The organism is Gemmatimonadota bacterium, assembly GCA_016714015.1.
Lineage (GTDB): Bacteria > Gemmatimonadota > Gemmatimonadetes > Gemmatimonadales > Gemmatimonadaceae > Pseudogemmatithrix.
In genome coordinates, this window is the sequence record JADJNZ010000010.1 from 106,622 (window position 1) to 125,053 (window position 18,432).

Consider the following 18,432-nt stretch of genomic DNA (forward strand, 5'->3'; position numbering starts at 1 on the left):
GTTGGCCAAGGCACTCGTCACCGGGGCCGCGGGATTCGTCGGCCAGTGGCTCTGTCGGGCGCTGTTGCGGCGTGGCTGGACGGTGACCGGGACGACCATCGGCATGGCGCCGTCGCCGGGGATCCTCGAGCCGGCGGAGCTCATGTCGATGCATTGGCGCGGGATGGACCTGCGGCCGGGCGTCGACCGTCGGACCCTGGCCGGCCTGCTGGACCGGGAGCGTCCGGACGCGATCTTCCATCTCGCGGCCATCGCGTTCGTCCCGGCGGCCAGCGATGACCCCATGCGGGCGCTCGACACCAACGTTTCGGCGGCCGTGCGGCTCGTCGAGGCGATGCGCGCCCACAAGCTCGCCGGGACCGCGGACCCGACCCTGCTGGTGATCGGCAGTGCGGAGCAGTACGGGGCGCAGGAGGGGCCGATGCCCCTTCGCGAGGAGGCCGACCAGCGCCCGCGCACCTTCTACGCCGCGACGAAGTGCGCTCAGGAGGCGTTCGCGCTGGCCGCGGCGCGGGCCGACGGCGTCAAGGTGGTGGCCACCCGCTCGTTCAACCACTCGGGCCGAGGGCAGGGTCCCTCCTTCCTGCTCCCGGCGCTCGTGCGGCGGGCGCGCGAGGCGGGGCCGACGGCCCCCCTGGCGATCGGGAATGCCGGGACGGTGCGCGATTTCCTCCACGTGGAGGACGTCGTGTCCGCGTATATTTCGCTCGTGGAGCGGGGGCGGCCCGGCGAGGCCTACAACGTCTGCAGCGGGGAGGGGATCACGGTGGGCGATGCGGCCGCCGAGGTCCTCGCGCGCGCGGGCGTGGACGCCGAGGTGGTCTCCGATCCTGCTCTCCGCCGCACCGTCGACGTGCCCTGGCTCGTCGGCGACAACACGAAGCTCCGCGCCGACACCGGGTGGGTCCCCGCCCGGTCGCGCGCCGACATCATCGACGACCTCCTCAATGCCACGCCGTAACGACATCCATCGCATCCTCCTGATCGGATCCGGGCCCATCGTCATCGGTCAGGGCGCGGAGTTCGACTACTCCGGGACGCAGGCCGCCAAGGCGCTGCGCGAGGAGGGATACGAGGTCATCCTCGTGAACTCCAACCCGGCGACGATCATGACCGATCCGGAGGTCGCGGACCGGACGTATATCGAGCCGGTGACGCCGGAGTTCGTCGAGCTGATCATCGCGCGGGAGAAGCCGGACGCGCTGCTGCCGACGATGGGCGGCCAGACCGCGCTGAACGTCGCGATGTCGCTCTACGAGAGCGGCGTGCTCGCGAAGTACGGGGTGGAGCTGATCGGCGCCAACGCGCGGGCGATCAAGGTGGCGGAGGACCGCAAGCTGTTCGGCGAGGCCATGGAGAAGATCGGCCTCAAGTGCCCGCAGGGGAAGATCGCGACGACATGGGCGGAAGCGCTGGACATCGCCGAGTGGACGGGGTTCCCGGCGATCATCCGGCCGGCGTTCACGCTGGGCGGGTCGGGCGGCGGCATCGCGTACAACCGCGAGGAGTACGAGGCGATCGTGAAGCGCGGCCTGGCCGAGTCGCCCATCTCGCAGGTGCTGATCGAGCGCTCGCTCCTCGGCTGGAAGGAGTACGAGCTCGAGGTGATGCGCGACTCGCAGGACAACGTCGTGATCATCTGCTCCATCGAGAACATCGACCCGATGGGCATCCACACGGGGGACTCGATCACGGTCGCGCCGGCGATGACGCTGTCGGACCGCGAGTACCAGGAGATGCGCGACGCGGCGATCAAGATCATCCGGGAGATCGGGGTCGAGGCCGGCGGCTGCAACGTCCAGTTCGCGGTGAACCCGGCGAACGGCGAGATGATCGTCATCGAGATGAACCCGCGCGTGTCGCGCTCCTCGGCCCTCGCCTCCAAGGCGACCGGGTTCGCGATCGCGCGGATCGGCACCAAGCTCGCGGTCGGATACTCGCTCGACGAGATCCCGAACGACATCACGAAGACGACGCCGGCGAGCTTCGAGCCGGTCCTCGACTACGTCGTGGTGAAGGTCCCGCGCTTCGCATTCGAGAAGTTCGCGGGCGCCGACCCGACCCTGACGACGCAGATGAAGTCGGTCGGCGAGTCGATGGCGATCGGCCGCACGTTCAAGGAGGCGTTCCAGAAGGGGCTGCGCGCGCTCGAGACCGGCCGGCACGGCTGGGACGTGGGCGCGCGGCCGGTCGATGACCGGGTGGCCGATGATTCGCTGCCGGCCGTGCAGGCGGCGCTCGCACGTCCGGTGCCGGAGCGGATCTTCCAGATCAAGCGCGCGTTGCTCCTCGGGATGTCGGTCGAGGAGCTGTTCGAGCGGACGAAGGTCGATCCGTGGTTCCTTCGGCAGTTCGCCGAGATCGTGGAGGCGGAGCGGGCGTACGCCGCGCTGCCGGCGGTCGGGGAGCCCGAGATGCGTCGGATGAAGCGGATGGGCTTCGCCGACGTGCAGCTGGCGCGCCTCCGCGGCGAGTCGGAGCAGGCGGTGCGGCAGCATCGCTGGGCCCTCGGGGTCCGTCCCGCCTACAAGATGGTGGACACCTGCGCCGGCGAGTTCCCGTCCAATACGCCCTACCTCTACTCGTCCTACGACGAGGAGTCGGAGGCGCCGCGCACGGGTCGCAAGTCGGTGGTGATCCTCGGATCGGGCCCGAACCGCATCGGTCAGGGCGTGGAGTTCGACTACATGTGCGTCCGGGCCGCGATGGCGCTCCGCGACGCCGGGTACGAGACGATCATGGTCAACTCGAACCCCGAGACCGTCTCGACCGATTACGATACCTCGGACAAGCTGTACTTCGAGCCCCTCACGTTCGAGCATGTGCTCGAGATCGTGGAGCGCGAGCAGCCGGTGGGCGTGATCGTGCAGCTCGGCGGCCAGACGCCACTCAAGCTCGTGAAGCCGCTCGAGGCCGCGGGCGTGCCGATCCTTGGCACCAGCCCGGAGGCGATCGACATCGCCGAGGACCGCAAGCGGTTCGAGAAGCTCGCGCGCGAGCTCGGCGTGACCCAGCCGCCCAACGGGACCGCGACGAGCGTCGAGGAGGCGGTGGTGATCGCGAACCGCATCGGCTATCCGGTGCTGGTGCGCCCGAGCTACGTGCTCGGCGGCCGGGCGATGGAGATCGTGTACGACGAGCCGACGTTGCGGGACTACTTCGTACGCGCCGTGCGCGTCTCGGAGGAGCGGCCGGTGCTCGTCGACATGTTCCTCGAGGATGCGTTCGAGGCGGACGTCGATGCGCTGTCGGATGGCGAGACGGTGGTGATCGGCGGCGTGATGCAGCACATCGAGGATGCGGGCATCCATTCGGGCGACTCGGCGTGCGTCCTCCCGCCGTACCGGATCACGAAGGAGCACCAGGACATCATGCGGGCCCACACCGTCTCGTTCGCGAAGGCGCTCGGCGTGGTGGGGTTGATCAACGTCCAGTACGCGGTGAAGGACGGCGTCGTGTACGTGATCGAGGTGAACCCGCGCGGGTCGCGGACGGTGCCCTTCGTCTCGAAGACGATCGGGAAGCCGCTCGCCTCGCTGGCGGCGCGCGTGATGCTCGGGGAGAAGCTCGTCGATCTGGGCTACACCGCGGAGATCATCGCCCCGTTCGTCTCGGTGAAGGAAGCGGTGTTCCCCTTCTCGAAGTTCCGCGAGTTCGACCCGATCCTCGGCCCTGAGATGCGATCGACGGGCGAGGTGATGGGCATCGCCGAGTCGTTCGGGATCGCCTTCGGGAAGGCGCAGCTGGCGGCGGGGAACGGACTGCCGGCGGAGGGGAAGGTGATGATCACCGTGAACCAGCACGACCGGGCGGGGGCGGTGCCGATCGCGCGTCGGTTCCACGACATGGGCTTCGGGATCTTCACCACGCAGGGGACGGGGCGTCACCTCGGCGAGGTCGGGATCCCGTCGCAGCGCGTGTTCAAGGTGAGCGAGGGCCGTCCGCATGCGATCGACCTGATCGTGAACGGCGAGGTCAAGCTCCTGATCAACACGCCGCTGGGGAAGGAGTCGCAGAAGGACGACTACACGTTGCGCCAGGCGGCGATCGCGAACCGGATCCCCTACACGACGACGCTGTCGGGGGCGAGCGCGGCGGCGGATGCGATCCTCGCGTTCCGGTCGGAGCCGCTCTCGGTGCGGTCGCTGCAGGAGTGGCAGGAGACGCTCGCGTGACCGGGCCGGTGGTGCACGAATCGGCGTACGTCGACGAGGGTGCCGTGATCGGCGACGGGACGCGGGTCTGGCACTTCTGCCATGTCCTCGGCGGCGCGGTGATCGGCGCACGCTGCTCGCTCGGGCAGAACGTCGTCGTGATGAACGGGACTCGGATCGGCGACAACGTGAAGATCCAGAACAACGTCTCGATCTACGAGGGCGTCGAGCTCGAGGACGATGTGTTCTGCGGACCCTCGATGGTGTTCACGAACGTCGTGAACCCGCGGAGCCACGTGAGCCGGAAGGACGAGTATCGGCGGACGCTGGTGCGACGCGGGGCGAGCATCGGCGCGAATGCGACGGTCGTGTGCGGCAGCACGCTCGGGGCGTACTGCTTCATCGGCGCGGGCGCCGTGGTGACGAAGGATGTTCCGGCGTATGCACTGATGACCGGGGTCCCCGCGCGCCGGACCGGTTGGATGTGTGCCTGCGGCGTGAAGCTGCCCTCGGGGACGGCGCCGCTCCGATGCACGGCGTGCGGGTCCACGTATGAGTCCGCGGACGGCGGGATCCGTCCCACCGCCGAGGCGGATCGATGACGGCAGAACGGAACTTCCGTGTGGCGGTCGCCGGGTGCGGCCGCATCAGCCAGAACCACTTCGAGGCGCTGGAACGGATCGACGGGCTCTCCCTCTCGGCGGTCTCCGACGTTGTCGAGGAGCGTGCGCGTGCCGCTGGCGAGCGATGGAACGTCCCCTGGTTCACGTCGGTCGAGCAGATGCTGGCCGGGGCGCCGTCGGACATCGTGACCATCGCGACGCCCTCCGGCATGCATCCCCAGCACGGCGCCCTGGCCGCGCGCGCGGGGAAGCATGTCGTTTCGGAGAAGCCGATGGCGATCTCGCTCTCCGCCGCGGACGAACTCGTCAAGGCGTGCGACGATGCCGGCGTCCACCTGTTCGTCGTGAAGCAGAACCGGCTCAACTCGACGGTGCAGCTGCTCAAGCGCGCCCTCGACAAGGGGCGGTTCGGGCGACTCTTCATGATCAACGCGACGGTCCGCTGGGCCCGCCCGCAGGAGTACTACGATCAGGCCAAGTGGCGCGGGACGTGGGAGTTCGACGGTGGGGCGTTCATGAATCAGGCCTCCCACTACGTCGACCTCGTGCAGTGGTTCATGGGCCCCGTGGAAAGCGTGATGGCCAAGACCGCGACGATGGCGCGACGGATCGAGGCCGAGGATTCCGGGGCGGCGGTCCTGAAGTTCCGCAACGGTGCGATCGGTGTGCTCGAGGTGACGATGCTGACCTTCCCGAAGAACCTCGAGGGATCCATCACGCTGCTCGGTGAACGCGGGACCGTGAAGATCGGCGGGACGGCGGTGAATCGGATCGAGCACTGGCAGTTCGCGGACTACGACGATGACGACAAGCTCGTGGAGTCCGCGAACACGAACCCGACCTCGGTGTACGGCTTCGGCCATGAGCCCTACTACCGGAACGTCCTGAAGGTGCTGCGCGGGCAGGCTGCGCCGGAGACGGACGGTCGGGCGGGGCGCAAGTCGCTCGAACTCATCCTGGGGATCTACGAGTCCGCGAAGACCGGACGCGAGGTCCCGCTCCCCCTTGTCGCGCGGGTCTGACACCGCGTGCCGTTGACCTTCGGTGCCCGTCTGACGAACTTCAACTCCTTGCGCGACTTGCACTTCCGTCGTTCAACCACTCCCTAGAGCCCCGATTGCCATGGCCGTCCCGCTTCTCGACCTGAAGGCGCAGCACGCCACGATCCGGAACGAGGTCGTCGACCGGATGCTGCAGGTCGTCGACGAACAGGTCTTCATCCTCGGGGCCGCCGTCTCGAGCTTCGAATGCGAGGTCGCCGGCCTCTCCCGCACCAAGTACGCGGTCGGCTGCGCCAACGGCACCGATGCCATCCTGATCGCCATGCGCGCCCTCGACATCGGGCGCGGCGACGAGGTAGTGACGTCGCCGTTCACGTTCTTCGCGACGGCGGGGACGATCCACAACGTCGGCGCGACGCCGGTGTTCGTCGACATCGACCCGAAGACGTTCAACATCCGCGCCGACCTCGCAGCCGCGGCGGTGACCTCCCGCACGAAGGCCGTGATCCCCGTCGACCTCTTCGGTCAGATGGCCCCGCTCGAGGAGATCCGGCGCCTGTTGCCGTCGATGCCGATCATCGAGGACGCCGCGCAGAGCATCGGGGCGCGCCGGAAGATCGACGGCGAGTGGCGCATGGCCGGTGAGGCCGCGACCATCGGCACCTTCTCGTTCTTCCCGTCGAAGAACCTCGGCGGGTACGGGGACGGCGGCATGATGGTCACGCAGGACGAGACGATCTTCAAGCGCCTGATGCGGATCCGCACGCACGGGTCGGTCCAGACGTACCTGCATGAGGAGGTCGGATACAACTCCCGCCTCGACGCTCTCCAGGCGGTGGTGCTCTCGGCCAAGCTCCCGCATCTCGCCGCGTGGAGTGCCAAGCGCCGCGACAACGCCGCCTACTACGATGCGGCCTTCGCGGACATCGCCGACCTGACGACCCCGTTCATCGACCCGGCGAACGAGTCGATCTTCAATCAGTACACCGTCCGCGTCGACCGTCGCGACGCGCTCAAGGACCACCTGAAGGCGAAGGGGATCGGGCACTCGGTGTACTATCCATTGCCGCTCCACCTGCAGCCCTGCTTTGCCTATCTCGGCTACAAGGAAGGGACCTGCCCCGAGGCCGAGCAGGCGTCGAAGGAAGTGGTCTCGCTCCCCGTCTTCCCGGAACTCACGCGCGCCCAGCTGGACGAGGTCGTGGCCGCCGTGCGCTCCTTCTTCGGCAAGTGAACTGCACCCCATCCCCGCGGACATGACCACCCAGCAGGAACTCCTCCAGAAGATCAAGGATCGCACCGCCGTCAGCTCGGTGATCGGGCTCGGCTACGTCGGCCTTCCGCTCGCGGTCGAGCTGTGCGAGGCCGGGTTCACCGTGATCGGGTATGACGTGAGCGAGCGCGTCTGCGCGCTCCTGATGCGCGGCGAGTCGCACATCCAGGACGTGCCGGCGGAACAGGTCGCGCGCCACGTGAAGTCGGGCAAGTTCGTCGCGACCACCGACGCCGCGTTGCTCGCGAAGGCGCATACGGTCTCGATCGCCGTGCCCACGCCGCTCGCGAAGACACGTGATCCGGACATGTCCTACGTCCTCTCGGCTTCGGCGACGGTCGCGGCGCACGCGCACAAGGGGATGCTGATCGTCCTCGAGAGCACGACCTACCCCGGCACGACCCGCGAACTGCTGCAGCCGCGACTCGAGGAGCGCGGCCTCGTGGTGGGTGAGGATGTCTTCCTCGCGTTCAGCCCAGAGCGTGTGGACCCCGGGAACCCCGTCTACCACACGAAGAACACGCCCAAGGTCGTCGGCGGGATCACGCCGGCCTGCAACGCCGTCGCGACCGCGTTCTACTCGTCGACGATCGACACCGTCGTGCCGGTGTCGTCGCCGGAGGCGGCCGAGCTCGTGAAGCTGCTCGAGAACACCTTCCGCTCGGTGAACATCGGGCTCGTGAACGAGATGGCGATCGTCTGCGACCGCCTCGGCGTGGACGTGTGGGAGGTGATCGATGCGGCGGCCACCAAGCCCTTCGGCTTCATGAAGTTCACGCCGGGCCCCGGCATCGGCGGGCACTGCATCCCGCTCGACCCGCACTACCTCGCGTGGAAGATGCGGTCGCTCAACTACAAGACGCGCTTCATCGACCTCGCGAGCGAGGTCAACTCGGCGATGCCCGACTACGTCGTCGAGAAGATCGCATGGGCGCTCAATGACGACCGGAAGTCGGTGAAGGGGAGCAAGGTCCTCGTGCTCGGGGTCGCGTACAAGCGCGACATCGACGACATGCGCGAGAGCCCCGCGCTCGACGTGATGCGTCTGCTCGAGGAGCGCGGCGCGCACGTCGTCTATCACGATCCGCATGTGCCCTCGTTCCGCGAGGACGGGCATGAGATGCACGGCGTGGCCTTCTCCGACGCCTTGCTGGACAGCGTCGACGTGGCGGTCGTGGTGACGGACCACAAGGCGGTGGATTACCAGCGTGTCGTCGATCGATGTTCGCTCGTGGTCGATGCGCGCAACGCGATGGCCAAGGTTCGGCCGGGGAAGGCGCGCGTGGTCGCGCTCACGTCCTCGCGCCCGGCGGGAGCCTCCGCGTGAGGATCACCGTCGTCGGGACCGGGTACGTCGGGCTCGTCGTCGGCGCCTGCCTGGCCGAGACGGGCAATGACGTGGTCTGCGCGGACGTCGATATCGGCAAGATCGATGGCCTGAAGCGGAACCAGCTGCCGATCTACGAGCCGGGGCTCGAGGAGTACGTCGAGCGCAACCAGGCGGCGGGACGGCTGGTCTTCACGACCGACATCCCGTCGGCGATCGCCTCGGCGGAAGTCGTCTTCATCGCCGTCGGCACGCCGCCGGACGAGGATGGTTCGGCGGACCTCAAGCACGTGCTCGCCGTGGCGGACGCGATCGGTCGGCATGCGACCCGCGAGCTGGTCATCGTGACGAAGTCGACGGTGCCGGTCGGGACCGCCGAGAAGGTCGCCGCCGTCGTGGCGCCGCTCATCAAGGTCCCCTTCCACATGTGCTCGAACCCCGAGTTCCTCAAGGAAGGGGCGGCGGTCGAGGACTTCATGAAGCCGGATCGCGTGGTGATCGGCGTCGAGACGCCGTTCGCGCGCGCCCGGATGGACGAGCTCTACGCGCCGTTCGTCCGGACGGGGAAGCCCATCATCTTCATGGACATCCCCTCGGCGGAGATGACCAAGTACGCGGCGAACGCGATGCTCGCGACGCGCATCTCGTTCATGAACGAGATCGCGAACCTCTGTGAGCGCGTCGGCGCCAACGTCGACCTCGTGCGCAAGGGGATCGGGTCGGACTCGCGCATCGGCCCCGCGTTCCTCTTCCCCGGGCCCGGCTACGGTGGCTCGTGCTTCCCGAAGGACGTCAAGGCCCTCATGCGCACCTCCGAGGAGCGTGGGGCGCCGATGCAGGTGCTGCGCGCGGTCGAGGATGCGAACGACCTGCAGAAGCATCGGCTGTTCGGGAAGGTCCGCGACGCGCTCGGCGGGTCGGTGCAGGGGAAGCGCATCGCCCTTTGGGGCCTGGCGTTCAAGGCCAACACCGACGACATGCGCGAGTCACCGTCGCTCCCGCTCATCGACGCGTTGCTCGAGGCGGGCGCGACGGTCGTCGCGCACGATCCGGCTGCGATGCACGAGGCGGAGCGACGCCTCGGCGCGCGCATCACCTACGCGTCCGGCAACTATGAGGCGCTCGACGGTGCTGACGCCCTCGTGATCGTCACGGACTGGAACGCGTACCGTTTCCCTGACTTCTCTCGCATCCGTTCCGCGCTGGCCTCGCCGGTGGTCGTCGATGGCCGCAACCTGTACGATCCCGAGAAGATGCGGGCGCTCGGTTTCACGTACCGCTCCATCGGCCGGGGACGCGAGTGAGGGTCCTCGTCACGGGGGTCGCGGGCTTCCTGGGTTCGCACCTCGCGGATCGCTTCCTCCGGGACGGGCATTCGGTCGTCGGGCTCGACAACTTCCTGACCGGCCATCCGGATAACATCGCGCACCTGATGGGGCACGAGCGATTCTCGTTCGTGCGCCACAACATCTCCGAATACACGTACGTCGCGGGTCCGCTGGACGGCGTGCTCCATTTCGCCTCTCCGGCGAGCCCGGTCGACTATCTCGAGATGCCGATCCAGACGCTGAAGGTCGGTTCGCTGGGAACGCACAACGCGCTGGGCATCGCCCTCGCGAAGAAGGCCCGCTTCCTGCTCGCCTCGACGTCAGAGGTCTACGGCGACCCGCTCGAGCACCCGCAGACCGAGGCGTACTGGGGGAACGTGAACCCGATCGGTCCGCGCGGCTGCTACGACGAGGCGAAGCGCTTCGCCGAGGCGATGACGATGGCGTACCATCGGGCGCAGGGTGTCGACACGCGGATCGTGCGGATCTTCAATACGTACGGTCCGCGCATGCGGCCGGGCGACGGGCGCGTGGTCTCGAACTTCATCGTTCAGGCGCTCCATGGCCAGCCGCTCTCGGTGTACGGGGACGGCAGCCAGACCCGCTCGTTCTGCTACGTCGAGGACGAGGTCGAGGGCATCTACCGGCTCTTCCGGAGCGAGGAGGGGATGCCGGTCAACATCGGCAACCCGAACGAGTTCACCGTCCGTCAGCTGGCCGAGCTCGTGGTGGAACTCACGGGGTCGTCCTCGGTTATCACCTCGCACCCGCTGCCCACGGACGATCCCAAGGTCCGCAAGCCCGACATCACCCGCGCACGCACCGTGCTCGGGTGGGAGCCCACGATCCAGCTGCGCGAGGGCCTCGCGCGGACCATCGAATACTTCCGCGGTCTCGAAGGGTCCGCGCGGATGCAGCCCCCGACCTGATGCGACGTCCCGTCCTGCTCGTCCTCGCGCTCGCCGTCACGGCCGGCGCCTGCTTCGGTTCCTTCAACGTCCGCGACTACTCCACGTCCGCGGCGCTCTACTCGGCCGGCATGCAGAAGTACCGGGCGGGGAAGTACGCCGATGCCGCGACGGCTTTCGAGCGCCTGACGCTCGACCTCCCCACGCGGGACACGCTGCTCCCGCTGGCGCATTGGTACCTCGGCTGGTCGCGGCTCAAGCGTGACGAGCGCCTCCTCGCGGCCCAGGCCTTCATCCGGCTGAGCGAAACGGTGCCGGACGACACGCTCGCCGACGATGCCCTCCTGATGTCCGGGCGCTCGTACGGCGGGCTCTGGCGTCGGGCGAGCCTCGATCCGCAGTACGGCCTGCTCGCGCAGACGCAGTACCGGCTCCTCGTCGGCGTCTATCCGCAGTCGGGACTCGTCGACTCGGCGAACCGGGAGTTGCGGCGCCTCGACGAGATGTTCGCATCGAAGGACTACGAGACCGGGGTCCACTACACCCGACGGAAGGCCTACGACTCCGCGATCATCTTCTTCAAGGACGTCGTGAAGAACTTCCCGGAGACCGACAAGGCGCGGCAGGCGATGCTTCGCATGGTCGAGATCTACCGGCTGCCCGCGCTCGACTACAAGGAGGACGCGGCGGAGGTCTGTGACGCGCTCCGGGCCGCCTACCCGACCCACCCCGAGGTCCTGGCCGCGTGCAAGGTGAGCCCGACCGGCAGACCCGATAGCGCGGCGACGGGCGCAGCGCGCCGCCCGTAGGCACGGCGTGGGCGAGCGCATCGGGTTGCTCGGCGGGACATTCGATCCGCCGCACGTCGGTCACCTCTTCCTCGCCTACACGGCGCTGGAGCGACTCGCGCTCGACCGGGTGGTGCTCATCCCGGCCCGGCGTCAGCCACTCAAGGCCGGCGCCGAGATCACCGCCCCGGAGCATCGGTTGGCCATGACGCGGCTGCTGGCCGGGAGCGATCCCCGCCTGTCGGTCGATCCCGTCGAGCTGTCCCGCGAGGGGTTATCTTTCTCGATCGACACCGTCCGGTCCTACCGGGCGGCGCATCCCGCGGCCGAGCTCACGTTCCTCATGGGCGAGGACACGGCAGCGACCCTCGCGCACTGGCGCGATCCGGCCGGGATCGCCGCACTGGCGCGGATCGTCGTCCTGACGCGCGGAGATGGGCACGAACCGGGGGCGCCGTTGCCCGCGGGAGTCCACGTGGAGCGGGTGACCACGCGGCGGATCGACATCTCGGCCACGGAGGTCCGCGCGCGGGCGCGCGCCGGATCGTCGTTGCGGGGATTCGTCACGGATGACATTGCCGCGTACATCGCGGCGCATGGCCTGTATCGCACCACCAACGAGTGAACTTCGGATGCTGAAGAAGCTGATCGGGGCGGTCTTCGGGACGCGGCACGAGCGTGAGCAGCGCCGGGTCCAGCCCATCGTGGACGACATCAACGGGCACTATGCCCGGCTCCGCGACCTGTCGGACGCGGACCTGCAGGGGCAGACCGCCCGCTTCCGCGCGACCATCGAGGAGCGGACGGCGGTGCTCCGCGCGCGGATCGAGGAGCTCAAGGCGCAGAAGCATGCCGCGACCGAGCCTTCGGCGCGCGATGCGCTCGATGCCGAGCTCGCGGGCCCCGACGGGCAGGGGGGCGTGGAGGCCGAGTACCGCGCGCTCGTCGGCGAGGTGCTCGATGAGCTCCTGCCCGAAGCCTTCGCGACGGTGCGCGAGGCGGCGCGCCGCCTCGTCGGCACGCCGGTGTCGGTGATCGGCCGCGAGATGACGTGGGACATGGTCCACTATGACGTCCAGCTCGTCGGCGGCATCCAGCTGCACCTGGGGAAGATCGCCGAGATGGCGACGGGCGAGGGCAAGACGCTCGTCGCGACGCTCCCGCTGTACCTCAACGCCCTCCCCGGGCGCGGGGCGCACCTCGTCACGGTCAACAACTACCTCGCGCGGCGCGACTCGCAGTGGATGGGGCACCTCTACCGCTGGCTCGGCCTCACCGTCGGCTGCCTCGACGACACGGAGCCGGGCACCCCGGAACGCCGCGCGGCGTACCTCTGCGACATCACGTACGGCACGAACAACGAGTTCGGCTTCGACTACCTGCGCGACAACATGGTGGTCTCGCTCGAGCAGCGGGTGCAGCGCCCGCACGTCTTCGCGATCGTCGACGAGGTGGACTCGGTGCTGGTGGACGAGGCCCGCACGCCGCTCATCATCTCCGGCCCGGTGGGGAACGACGGGGACGTCGCCTACGCCGAGCACAACACGAACGTCGCGCGCCTCGTGCGCAAGCAGACCGAGCTGGTGAACGACCTCGTCGGGAAGGGGGAGCGCGCGCTCGAGGCCGGCCAGACCGAGGAGGCCGGGCTCGCGTTCTACCAGGCGCGGATGGGCAGCCCGAAGAACAAGCGGCTGCTGAAGGTGATGCAGGAGACGGGCGTCAAGCAGCTGATCCAGCAGAAGGAGCTCCAGCACCTCGCCGACCGCAAGCTGCCGGCGGGGAAGCAGGAGTTCCGCGAGATCGAGGAGCTGCTGCTCTTCGTGCTCGACGAGAAGGGGCAGTCGGTGCACCTCACCGACCGCGGCGTCGACTTCCTCTCGCCGGACAAGCACGACCAGTTCGTGCTCCCCGACATCGCGACGGAGATGGGGCGCATCGACCGCGACCACGTCATGGATCCGGCGGCGAAGCTCGAGGCGCGCCGGACGATGGAAGTCGAGTACGCGATCAAGTCGGAGAAGCTGAACATCATCCACCAGCTCCTGCGCGCGCACGCCCTGTTCGAGAAGGACGTGAACTACGTGGTGCAGGAAGGGCAGGTCCTCATCGTCGACGAGTTCACCGGCCGCACGATGCCGGGACGGCGGTGGAGCGAGGGCTTGCACCAGGCGGTCGAGGCGAAGGAGGGCGTGGTCGTGCGCGGCGAGACGCAGACGCTCGCGACGATCACCATCCAGAACTACTTCCGCCTCTACGAGAAGCTCGCCGGCATGACCGGCACGGCCGAGACCGAGGAGACGGAGTTCTTCCAGATCTACGGCCTCGAGGTTGCGGTCATCCCGACCAACAAGCCGGCGATCCGCGACGACCGGCAGGACCTCGTCTACAAGACGCGACGCGAGAAGTACAACGGCATCCTCGAGGAGACGCGCCGCCTCCACGAGCTCGGCTTCCCCGTGCTCGTCGGCACGACCAGCGTCGAGGCGTCGGAGACGCTTTCGCGCCTCTTCCAGCGCGCCGGCCTGCCGCACAACGTGCTCAACGCGAAGTACCACCAGCGCGAGGCGGAGATCGTCGCGCTCGCCGGTCAGCACGGCGCGATCACGATCGCGACGAACATGGCCGGCCGCGGCACCGACATCAAGCTGGGCGAGGGGGTGCGGACGTCGAAGCCGTCGGTCGTGAAGGATGCCGACGGCAAGGACGTGAGCGTCTCCGAGATCGGCGGGCTGCACATCATCGGCTCCGAGCGCCACGAGTCGCGGCGCATCGACCGTCAGCTCCGCGGCCGCGCCGGTCGCCAGGGCGACCCGGGCTCCTCGCAGTTCTATCTCTCGCTCGAGGATGACCTCATGCGCCTCTTCGGGTCCGACCGCATCGCGCGGTTGATGGACTCGATGGGCGCCCAGGAGGGCGAGGTGCTCACGCACCCGCTCATCACGCGGTCGATCGAGCAGGCGCAGAAGCGGGTCGAGCTCCAGAACTTCCAGTCGCGCAAGCGGCTGCTCGACTACGATGACGTGATGAACCAGCAGCGCGAGGTCATCTACTCGCTCCGCTCGTTCGCGCTCGAGGGCGGCGAGGAGTTGAAGGGCGAGGCCGAGAAGATGGTGAACGCGGCCATCGCCCGTCGCGTGGAGACCACCCTCGCGACCGCCGAGACGCCGGAGGACTGGGATCTCGGGCTGCTGCGGCAGGACCTGATGATGCATTACCTCGTCGCGGTCGACGCGTTCGACGAGGCGCGCGACCGCCCGGCGTCGGTCCTGGCCGCACAGTCACTCGCCACCGCGGCGGCGCTCGAGGCGTACCAGCGGAAGTTCGTCACGCTCGGCGACTTCGCCCCGCGCCTCCTCTCGCTCGTCATGCTCAACGTGCTCGACGAGAAGTGGAAGGACCACCTGTATGACCTCGACCAGCTGCGCGCGGCGATCGGCTACCGCTCGTGGGGCCAGAAGGACCCGCTCGTCGAGTACAAGCAGGATGCGTACAAGATGTTCGAGGACCTGATGACGGACATCCAGCACACCTTCACGGAGCGGTTCCTGAAGGTGCAGCTCGTGTTCGACGAGCCGCGGCCCGCCCCGCCGCCGCCGACGAGCGTCCTCCCGCCGATGCAGAAGCGGTTCAATGCACTCGGCGTGGCCGAGGATGTCGCACCGACGCGGGCAGCCGATTCACCCCCGGAGCCGCCGCGGCCGGAACCGAAGGTGGTCGGTGCGGGACGCGGGGTCTCGAACCTGGCGGCGGGCACGGCCAACGGGAACCTCGACTTCACGAACGTGGGCCGGAACGATCCGTGTCCGTGCGGGAGCGGGAAGAAGTTCAAGAAGTGCCATGGCGCGTAGCGCGCCGTAGGCGCGCTGCGCGACGAGGGCAGAGCCTGGAAGGCTGAAGGCGGAATCAAGCACGAACGGACCGGCGCGCGGCGTTTCGATGAGGGGCCGGACGTCGGGCGGCGGTATCCTCTCCGCGTGCCCTCCGTCCTCGACCTCCCTCCCGCCGATCGCCCGCGTGAGCGCCTCCGCGCGCTCGGTGCCGCCTCGCTCACCACGAGCGAGCTGCTCGGCCTCCTCCTCGGCGTCGCGACGACCGGTCGGACCTCGACCGACCTCGCGGCCGACGTCATCCACCGGGCGGGCGGGTCGCTCCGCCGGCTCGGCCAGATCCCCATCGCGGCGCTGACGGAGGTCCCCGGCCTCGGGGAGGTGCGCGCGTTGGCGATCCACGCGGCGCTCGAGCTGGGGCGCCGACTGGCCGCGGAGGGGGCGGATGAAGGGGAGCCCATGCGCGGGCCGCGGGATGTCTGGCGGTACTACGCGCCGCGGCTCGAGGGGCTCACCGTCGAGGAGTTCCACGTTGCCGTGCTCGACGCGCAGCACCGGCTGGAGCGGGACATCCTGGTGAGTCGCGGGATCCTCAACTCCTCCCTGGTGCACCCGCGCGAGGTCTTCCGGGAGGCGATCGCCGAGCGGGCGGCCAGTTTGGTGCTGGTGCACAACCACCCCTCAGGCGACCCGACGCCGAGCCCCGATGACCGGGCGATCACCGCGCAGCTGGTGGCGGCCGGGCGGCTGCTCGATATCCCGATCCAGGACCACCTGGTCATCGGACGGGGACGCTTCGTGTCGTTCGCCGAGGCGGGGTTGTTGTAGGGGACACGGGAGAAGGGGGAAGGAACACGGCGGAACGGGTCTAGGGCGTGGGGCCGGGCACCGGCCCAACCCCAAGCGGAACGCCGACTTGACCCTTCCCCTGCATCGGCGGATATATCCAAGGTGCCGCGTGCCGTCCCTGGCCCGCCCGAACCCTGGAGTCCCGCCTGAGCGCCCCCGTCCTCACCGAAATCATCCCCGGCTGGGACCTCTCCGTCGAGGCGCTCCCCGAGCGGCTCGACACGGAGTTGCTCGCGCGCGCCTACCGGTTCTCGGAGAAGGCGCACACGGGCCAGACACGGCGGAACGGCGATCCCTACGTCACGCATTGTGTCGAGGTCGCCAAGATCCTCGCCGACCTCCAGCTCGACAGCGTGACCGTCGCGAGCGGGCTCATCCACGACGTCGTCGAGGACACCGCCTTCACGGTCGAGGACGTGGAGCGTGAGTTCGGGCGCGAGATCGCGCAGATCGTCGACGGCCTGACCAAGATCGGCCACCTGCCGATGGCCTCGCGCGAGGAGCGGCAGGTCGAGAGCTACCGCAAGCTGCTGCTCTCGGTCGCCAAGGACGCGCGCGTGATCCTCGTGAAGCTCGCCGACCGCCTGCACAACATGCGGACGCTCGAGTGGATGCCGGAGGAGAAGCGGCAGCGCATCGCGCTCGAGACGCGCGACCTCTACGCGCCGATGGCGCACCGGTTCGGCCTCGCCTCGATGAAGGCGGAGCTGGAGGACCTGTCGTTCAAGTGGCTCGAGCCAGAGGAGTACCGCAACCTCGCGAAGCTCATCGCGAACAAGCGGGCGGACCGCGACGCCCTCATCGCCGAGATGATCGGGCCGCTCGAGCTGAAGCTCCGCGAGGCGGGGGTCATCCTCCACGAGGTCGGCGGGCGGCCGAAGCATCTCTGGTCGATCCACAAGAAGATGCAGAAGCGCGACAAGCCGTACGACGAGATCTACGACCTGTACGCCATCCGCGTGCTCGTCGAGAACGTCCCCGAGTGCTACCACGCCCTCGGTGTGATCCATGGCGCCTGGACGCCGCTCCAGGAGCGCATCAAGGACTACATCGCCTCGCCGAAGTCGAACGGCTACCAGTCGCTCCACACCACGGTGTTCGGGCCGCGCGGGACGCTCTTCGAGATCCAGATCCGGACGCGCGAGATGCATCGCACCGCCGAGTACGGCATCGCGGCGCACTGGCTGTACAAGGAGGGCGAGAAGGGCGGGAAGCACGACCTGGACCGACATCTCTCCTGGTTCCGCCAGGTGCTCGAGCTGCAGCTCGACGCCGAGACGCCGGACCAGTTCCTCGAGTTCCTCAAGCTCGACCTCTATCAGGACGAGATCTTCGTCTTCACGCCCAACGGCGACGTGATCCAGCTGCCGAAGGGTGCGACGCCGATCGACTTCGCCTTCGCGGTGCACACGCAGGTCGGGCTGCACACGCAGGGCGCCCGCGTGAACGGCCGCATCGTCCCGCTCTCGCGCGAGCTCCGGAACTCGGAGACGATCGAGATCATCCGGTCACCCAACGCCCGGCCGAGCCGCGACTGGCTCGCGCACGTGCGCACCGGTCGCGCGCGGCATAGGATCCGGCAGTGGTTGCGCAACGAGGAGCACAAGACGTTCGTGGCGGTGGGACAGGAGATCCTCGACCGCGAGTTGCGCCGCCGTCGCCATGCCAAGCTCACGGACGCCGAGTTGCAGCGCGGGGCGCAGGCGCTCGCGCTCACTGACCTCGACCACGTCCACGCGAGCATCGGGCAGGGGGACATCACGGTCACCCAGCTGCTCAAGGCCATCTACCCCGAGCTGGACGAGGCGCAGGAGCAGGCGCTCAAGCCGAGCGCGCTCGAGCGCCTCATCGACCGCATGCGGCGCCCGGGCACGTCGAAGGGGCTCCGCATCCAGGGCGCCGACGGCCTCATGGTGCGCTACGCGCAGTGCTGCCAGCCGGTGCCGGGCGACACGGTGGTCGGATACGTCACCCGCGGGCGCGGCGTGAGCATCCATCGCCAGGACTGTCCCAATCTCCTGCACCTGGTCCACGAGCCGGAGCGTCGGCTCGAGATCGACTGGCAGGAGAGCGCGGGCGAGCGCTTCGTGATCCGGCTCGCGATCGAGGGCAACGACCGCCGCGGCCTCTACGCGGACCTGGCGGCGGCGGTCAGCGGCACGGGGACCGACATCCGGTCGCTCGAACTCAAGACGACCGACGGACGCGTCGCCGGCTCTGCGCTCGTCGAGGTCGAGAACCTCGCGCATCTCGAGAAGATCATCAAGGCGGCGCGCCGCGTGAAGGGCGTCTCCGAGGTCGCGCGCCGAGAACGCCTCAGCGCGGAAGAAGGCTAGATTCCGTTCCCTCTCTCC

13 protein-coding genes are annotated in these 18,432 nt (G+C 68.7%); all 13 read left to right on the plus strand.

The features are described 5' to 3' along the window. The first annotated feature begins 1 nt into the window (after position 1). The 13 genes from IPJ78_17885 to IPJ78_17945 all read left to right on the plus strand — a co-directional run bounded on the left by IPJ78_17885 (position 2) and on the right by IPJ78_17945 (position 18,414). Positions 2-961 carry a GDP-mannose 4,6-dehydratase gene (locus tag IPJ78_17885; protein MBK7908413.1) on the plus strand — a complete coding sequence of 320 codons (960 nt, stop codon included), beginning with the start codon at positions 2-4 and terminating at the stop codon, positions 959-961. Further along, positions 948-4,175 carry a carbamoyl-phosphate synthase large subunit gene (gene carB / locus IPJ78_17890; GenBank protein ID MBK7908414.1) on the plus strand — a complete coding sequence of 1,076 codons (3,228 nt, stop codon included), beginning with the start codon at positions 948-950 and terminating at the stop codon, positions 4,173-4,175. The genes IPJ78_17885 and carB overlap by 14 nt, the downstream gene beginning before the upstream one ends. Next, entirely contained in the window at positions 4,172-4,756 is a 585-nt protein-coding gene (locus IPJ78_17895; protein MBK7908415.1) for an N-acetyltransferase, read from the plus strand. Before carB ends, IPJ78_17895 begins: the two co-directional genes overlap by 4 nt. Next, on the plus strand, positions 4,753-5,799 hold the full coding sequence (locus IPJ78_17900) for a Gfo/Idh/MocA family oxidoreductase (protein ID MBK7908416.1): 1,047 nt from the start codon (positions 4,753-4,755) through the stop codon (positions 5,797-5,799). Before IPJ78_17895 ends, IPJ78_17900 begins: the two co-directional genes overlap by 4 nt. A gap of 100 nt (positions 5,800-5,899) precedes the next feature. Beyond that, positions 5,900-7,012, plus strand: a complete 1,113-nt coding sequence (locus tag IPJ78_17905) for a DegT/DnrJ/EryC1/StrS family aminotransferase (protein ID MBK7908417.1) — start codon at positions 5,900-5,902, stop codon at positions 7,010-7,012. A 22-nt stretch (positions 7,013-7,034) separates the two neighbouring features. Next, a complete protein-coding gene (locus IPJ78_17910; GenBank protein MBK7908418.1) occupies positions 7,035-8,378 on the plus strand; it encodes a nucleotide sugar dehydrogenase in 1,344 nt (447 codons plus the stop codon). Then, positions 8,375-9,682, plus strand: a complete 1,308-nt coding sequence (locus IPJ78_17915; protein MBK7908419.1) for a UDP-glucose/GDP-mannose dehydrogenase family protein — start codon at positions 8,375-8,377, stop codon at positions 9,680-9,682. The genes IPJ78_17910 and IPJ78_17915 overlap by 4 nt, the downstream gene beginning before the upstream one ends. Beyond that, a complete protein-coding gene (locus IPJ78_17920; GenBank protein ID MBK7908420.1) occupies positions 9,679-10,635 on the plus strand; it encodes an SDR family oxidoreductase in 957 nt (318 codons plus the stop codon). Before IPJ78_17915 ends, IPJ78_17920 begins: the two co-directional genes overlap by 4 nt. Then, positions 10,635-11,423 carry an outer membrane protein assembly factor BamD gene (gene bamD / locus IPJ78_17925; protein ID MBK7908421.1) on the plus strand — a complete coding sequence of 263 codons (789 nt, stop codon included), beginning with the start codon at positions 10,635-10,637 and terminating at the stop codon, positions 11,421-11,423. The genes IPJ78_17920 and bamD overlap by 1 nt, the downstream gene beginning before the upstream one ends. A gap of 7 nt (positions 11,424-11,430) precedes the next feature. Further along, entirely contained in the window at positions 11,431-12,027 is a 597-nt protein-coding gene (gene nadD, locus IPJ78_17930) for a nicotinate (nicotinamide) nucleotide adenylyltransferase (GenBank protein MBK7908422.1), read from the plus strand. Positions 12,028-12,034: 7 nt separating this feature from the next. Next, on the plus strand, positions 12,035-15,250 hold the full coding sequence (gene secA / locus IPJ78_17935) for a preprotein translocase subunit SecA (GenBank protein MBK7908423.1): 3,216 nt from the start codon (positions 12,035-12,037) through the stop codon (positions 15,248-15,250). Positions 15,251-15,376: 126 nt separating this feature from the next. Then, entirely contained in the window at positions 15,377-16,057 is a 681-nt protein-coding gene (gene radC / locus IPJ78_17940) for a DNA repair protein RadC (GenBank protein ID MBK7908424.1), read from the plus strand. 248 nt (positions 16,058-16,305) lie between these two features. After that, a complete protein-coding gene (locus tag IPJ78_17945) occupies positions 16,306-18,414 on the plus strand; it encodes a bifunctional (p)ppGpp synthetase/guanosine-3',5'-bis(diphosphate) 3'-pyrophosphohydrolase (protein ID MBK7908425.1) in 2,109 nt (702 codons plus the stop codon). Positions 18,415-18,432: the final 18 nt, after the last annotated feature.

Bases quoted from the DNA above. Each gene is read 5' to 3' on its own strand.
- carB (MBK7908414.1), top strand. From the start codon at position 948: ATGCCACGCCGTAACGACATCCATCGCATCCTCCTGATCGGATCCGGG.
- IPJ78_17900 (MBK7908416.1), top strand. From the start codon at position 4,753: ATGACGGCAGAACGGAACTTCCGTGTGGCGGTCGCCGGGTGCGGCCGC.
- IPJ78_17905 (MBK7908417.1), top strand. From the start codon at position 5,900: ATGGCCGTCCCGCTTCTCGACCTGAAGGCGCAGCACGCCACGATCCGG.
- IPJ78_17910 (MBK7908418.1), top strand. From the start codon at position 7,035: ATGACCACCCAGCAGGAACTCCTCCAGAAGATCAAGGATCGCACCGCC.
- bamD (MBK7908421.1), top strand. From the start codon at position 10,635: ATGCGACGTCCCGTCCTGCTCGTCCTCGCGCTCGCCGTCACGGCCGGC.
- secA (MBK7908423.1), top strand. From the start codon at position 12,035: ATGCTGAAGAAGCTGATCGGGGCGGTCTTCGGGACGCGGCACGAGCGT.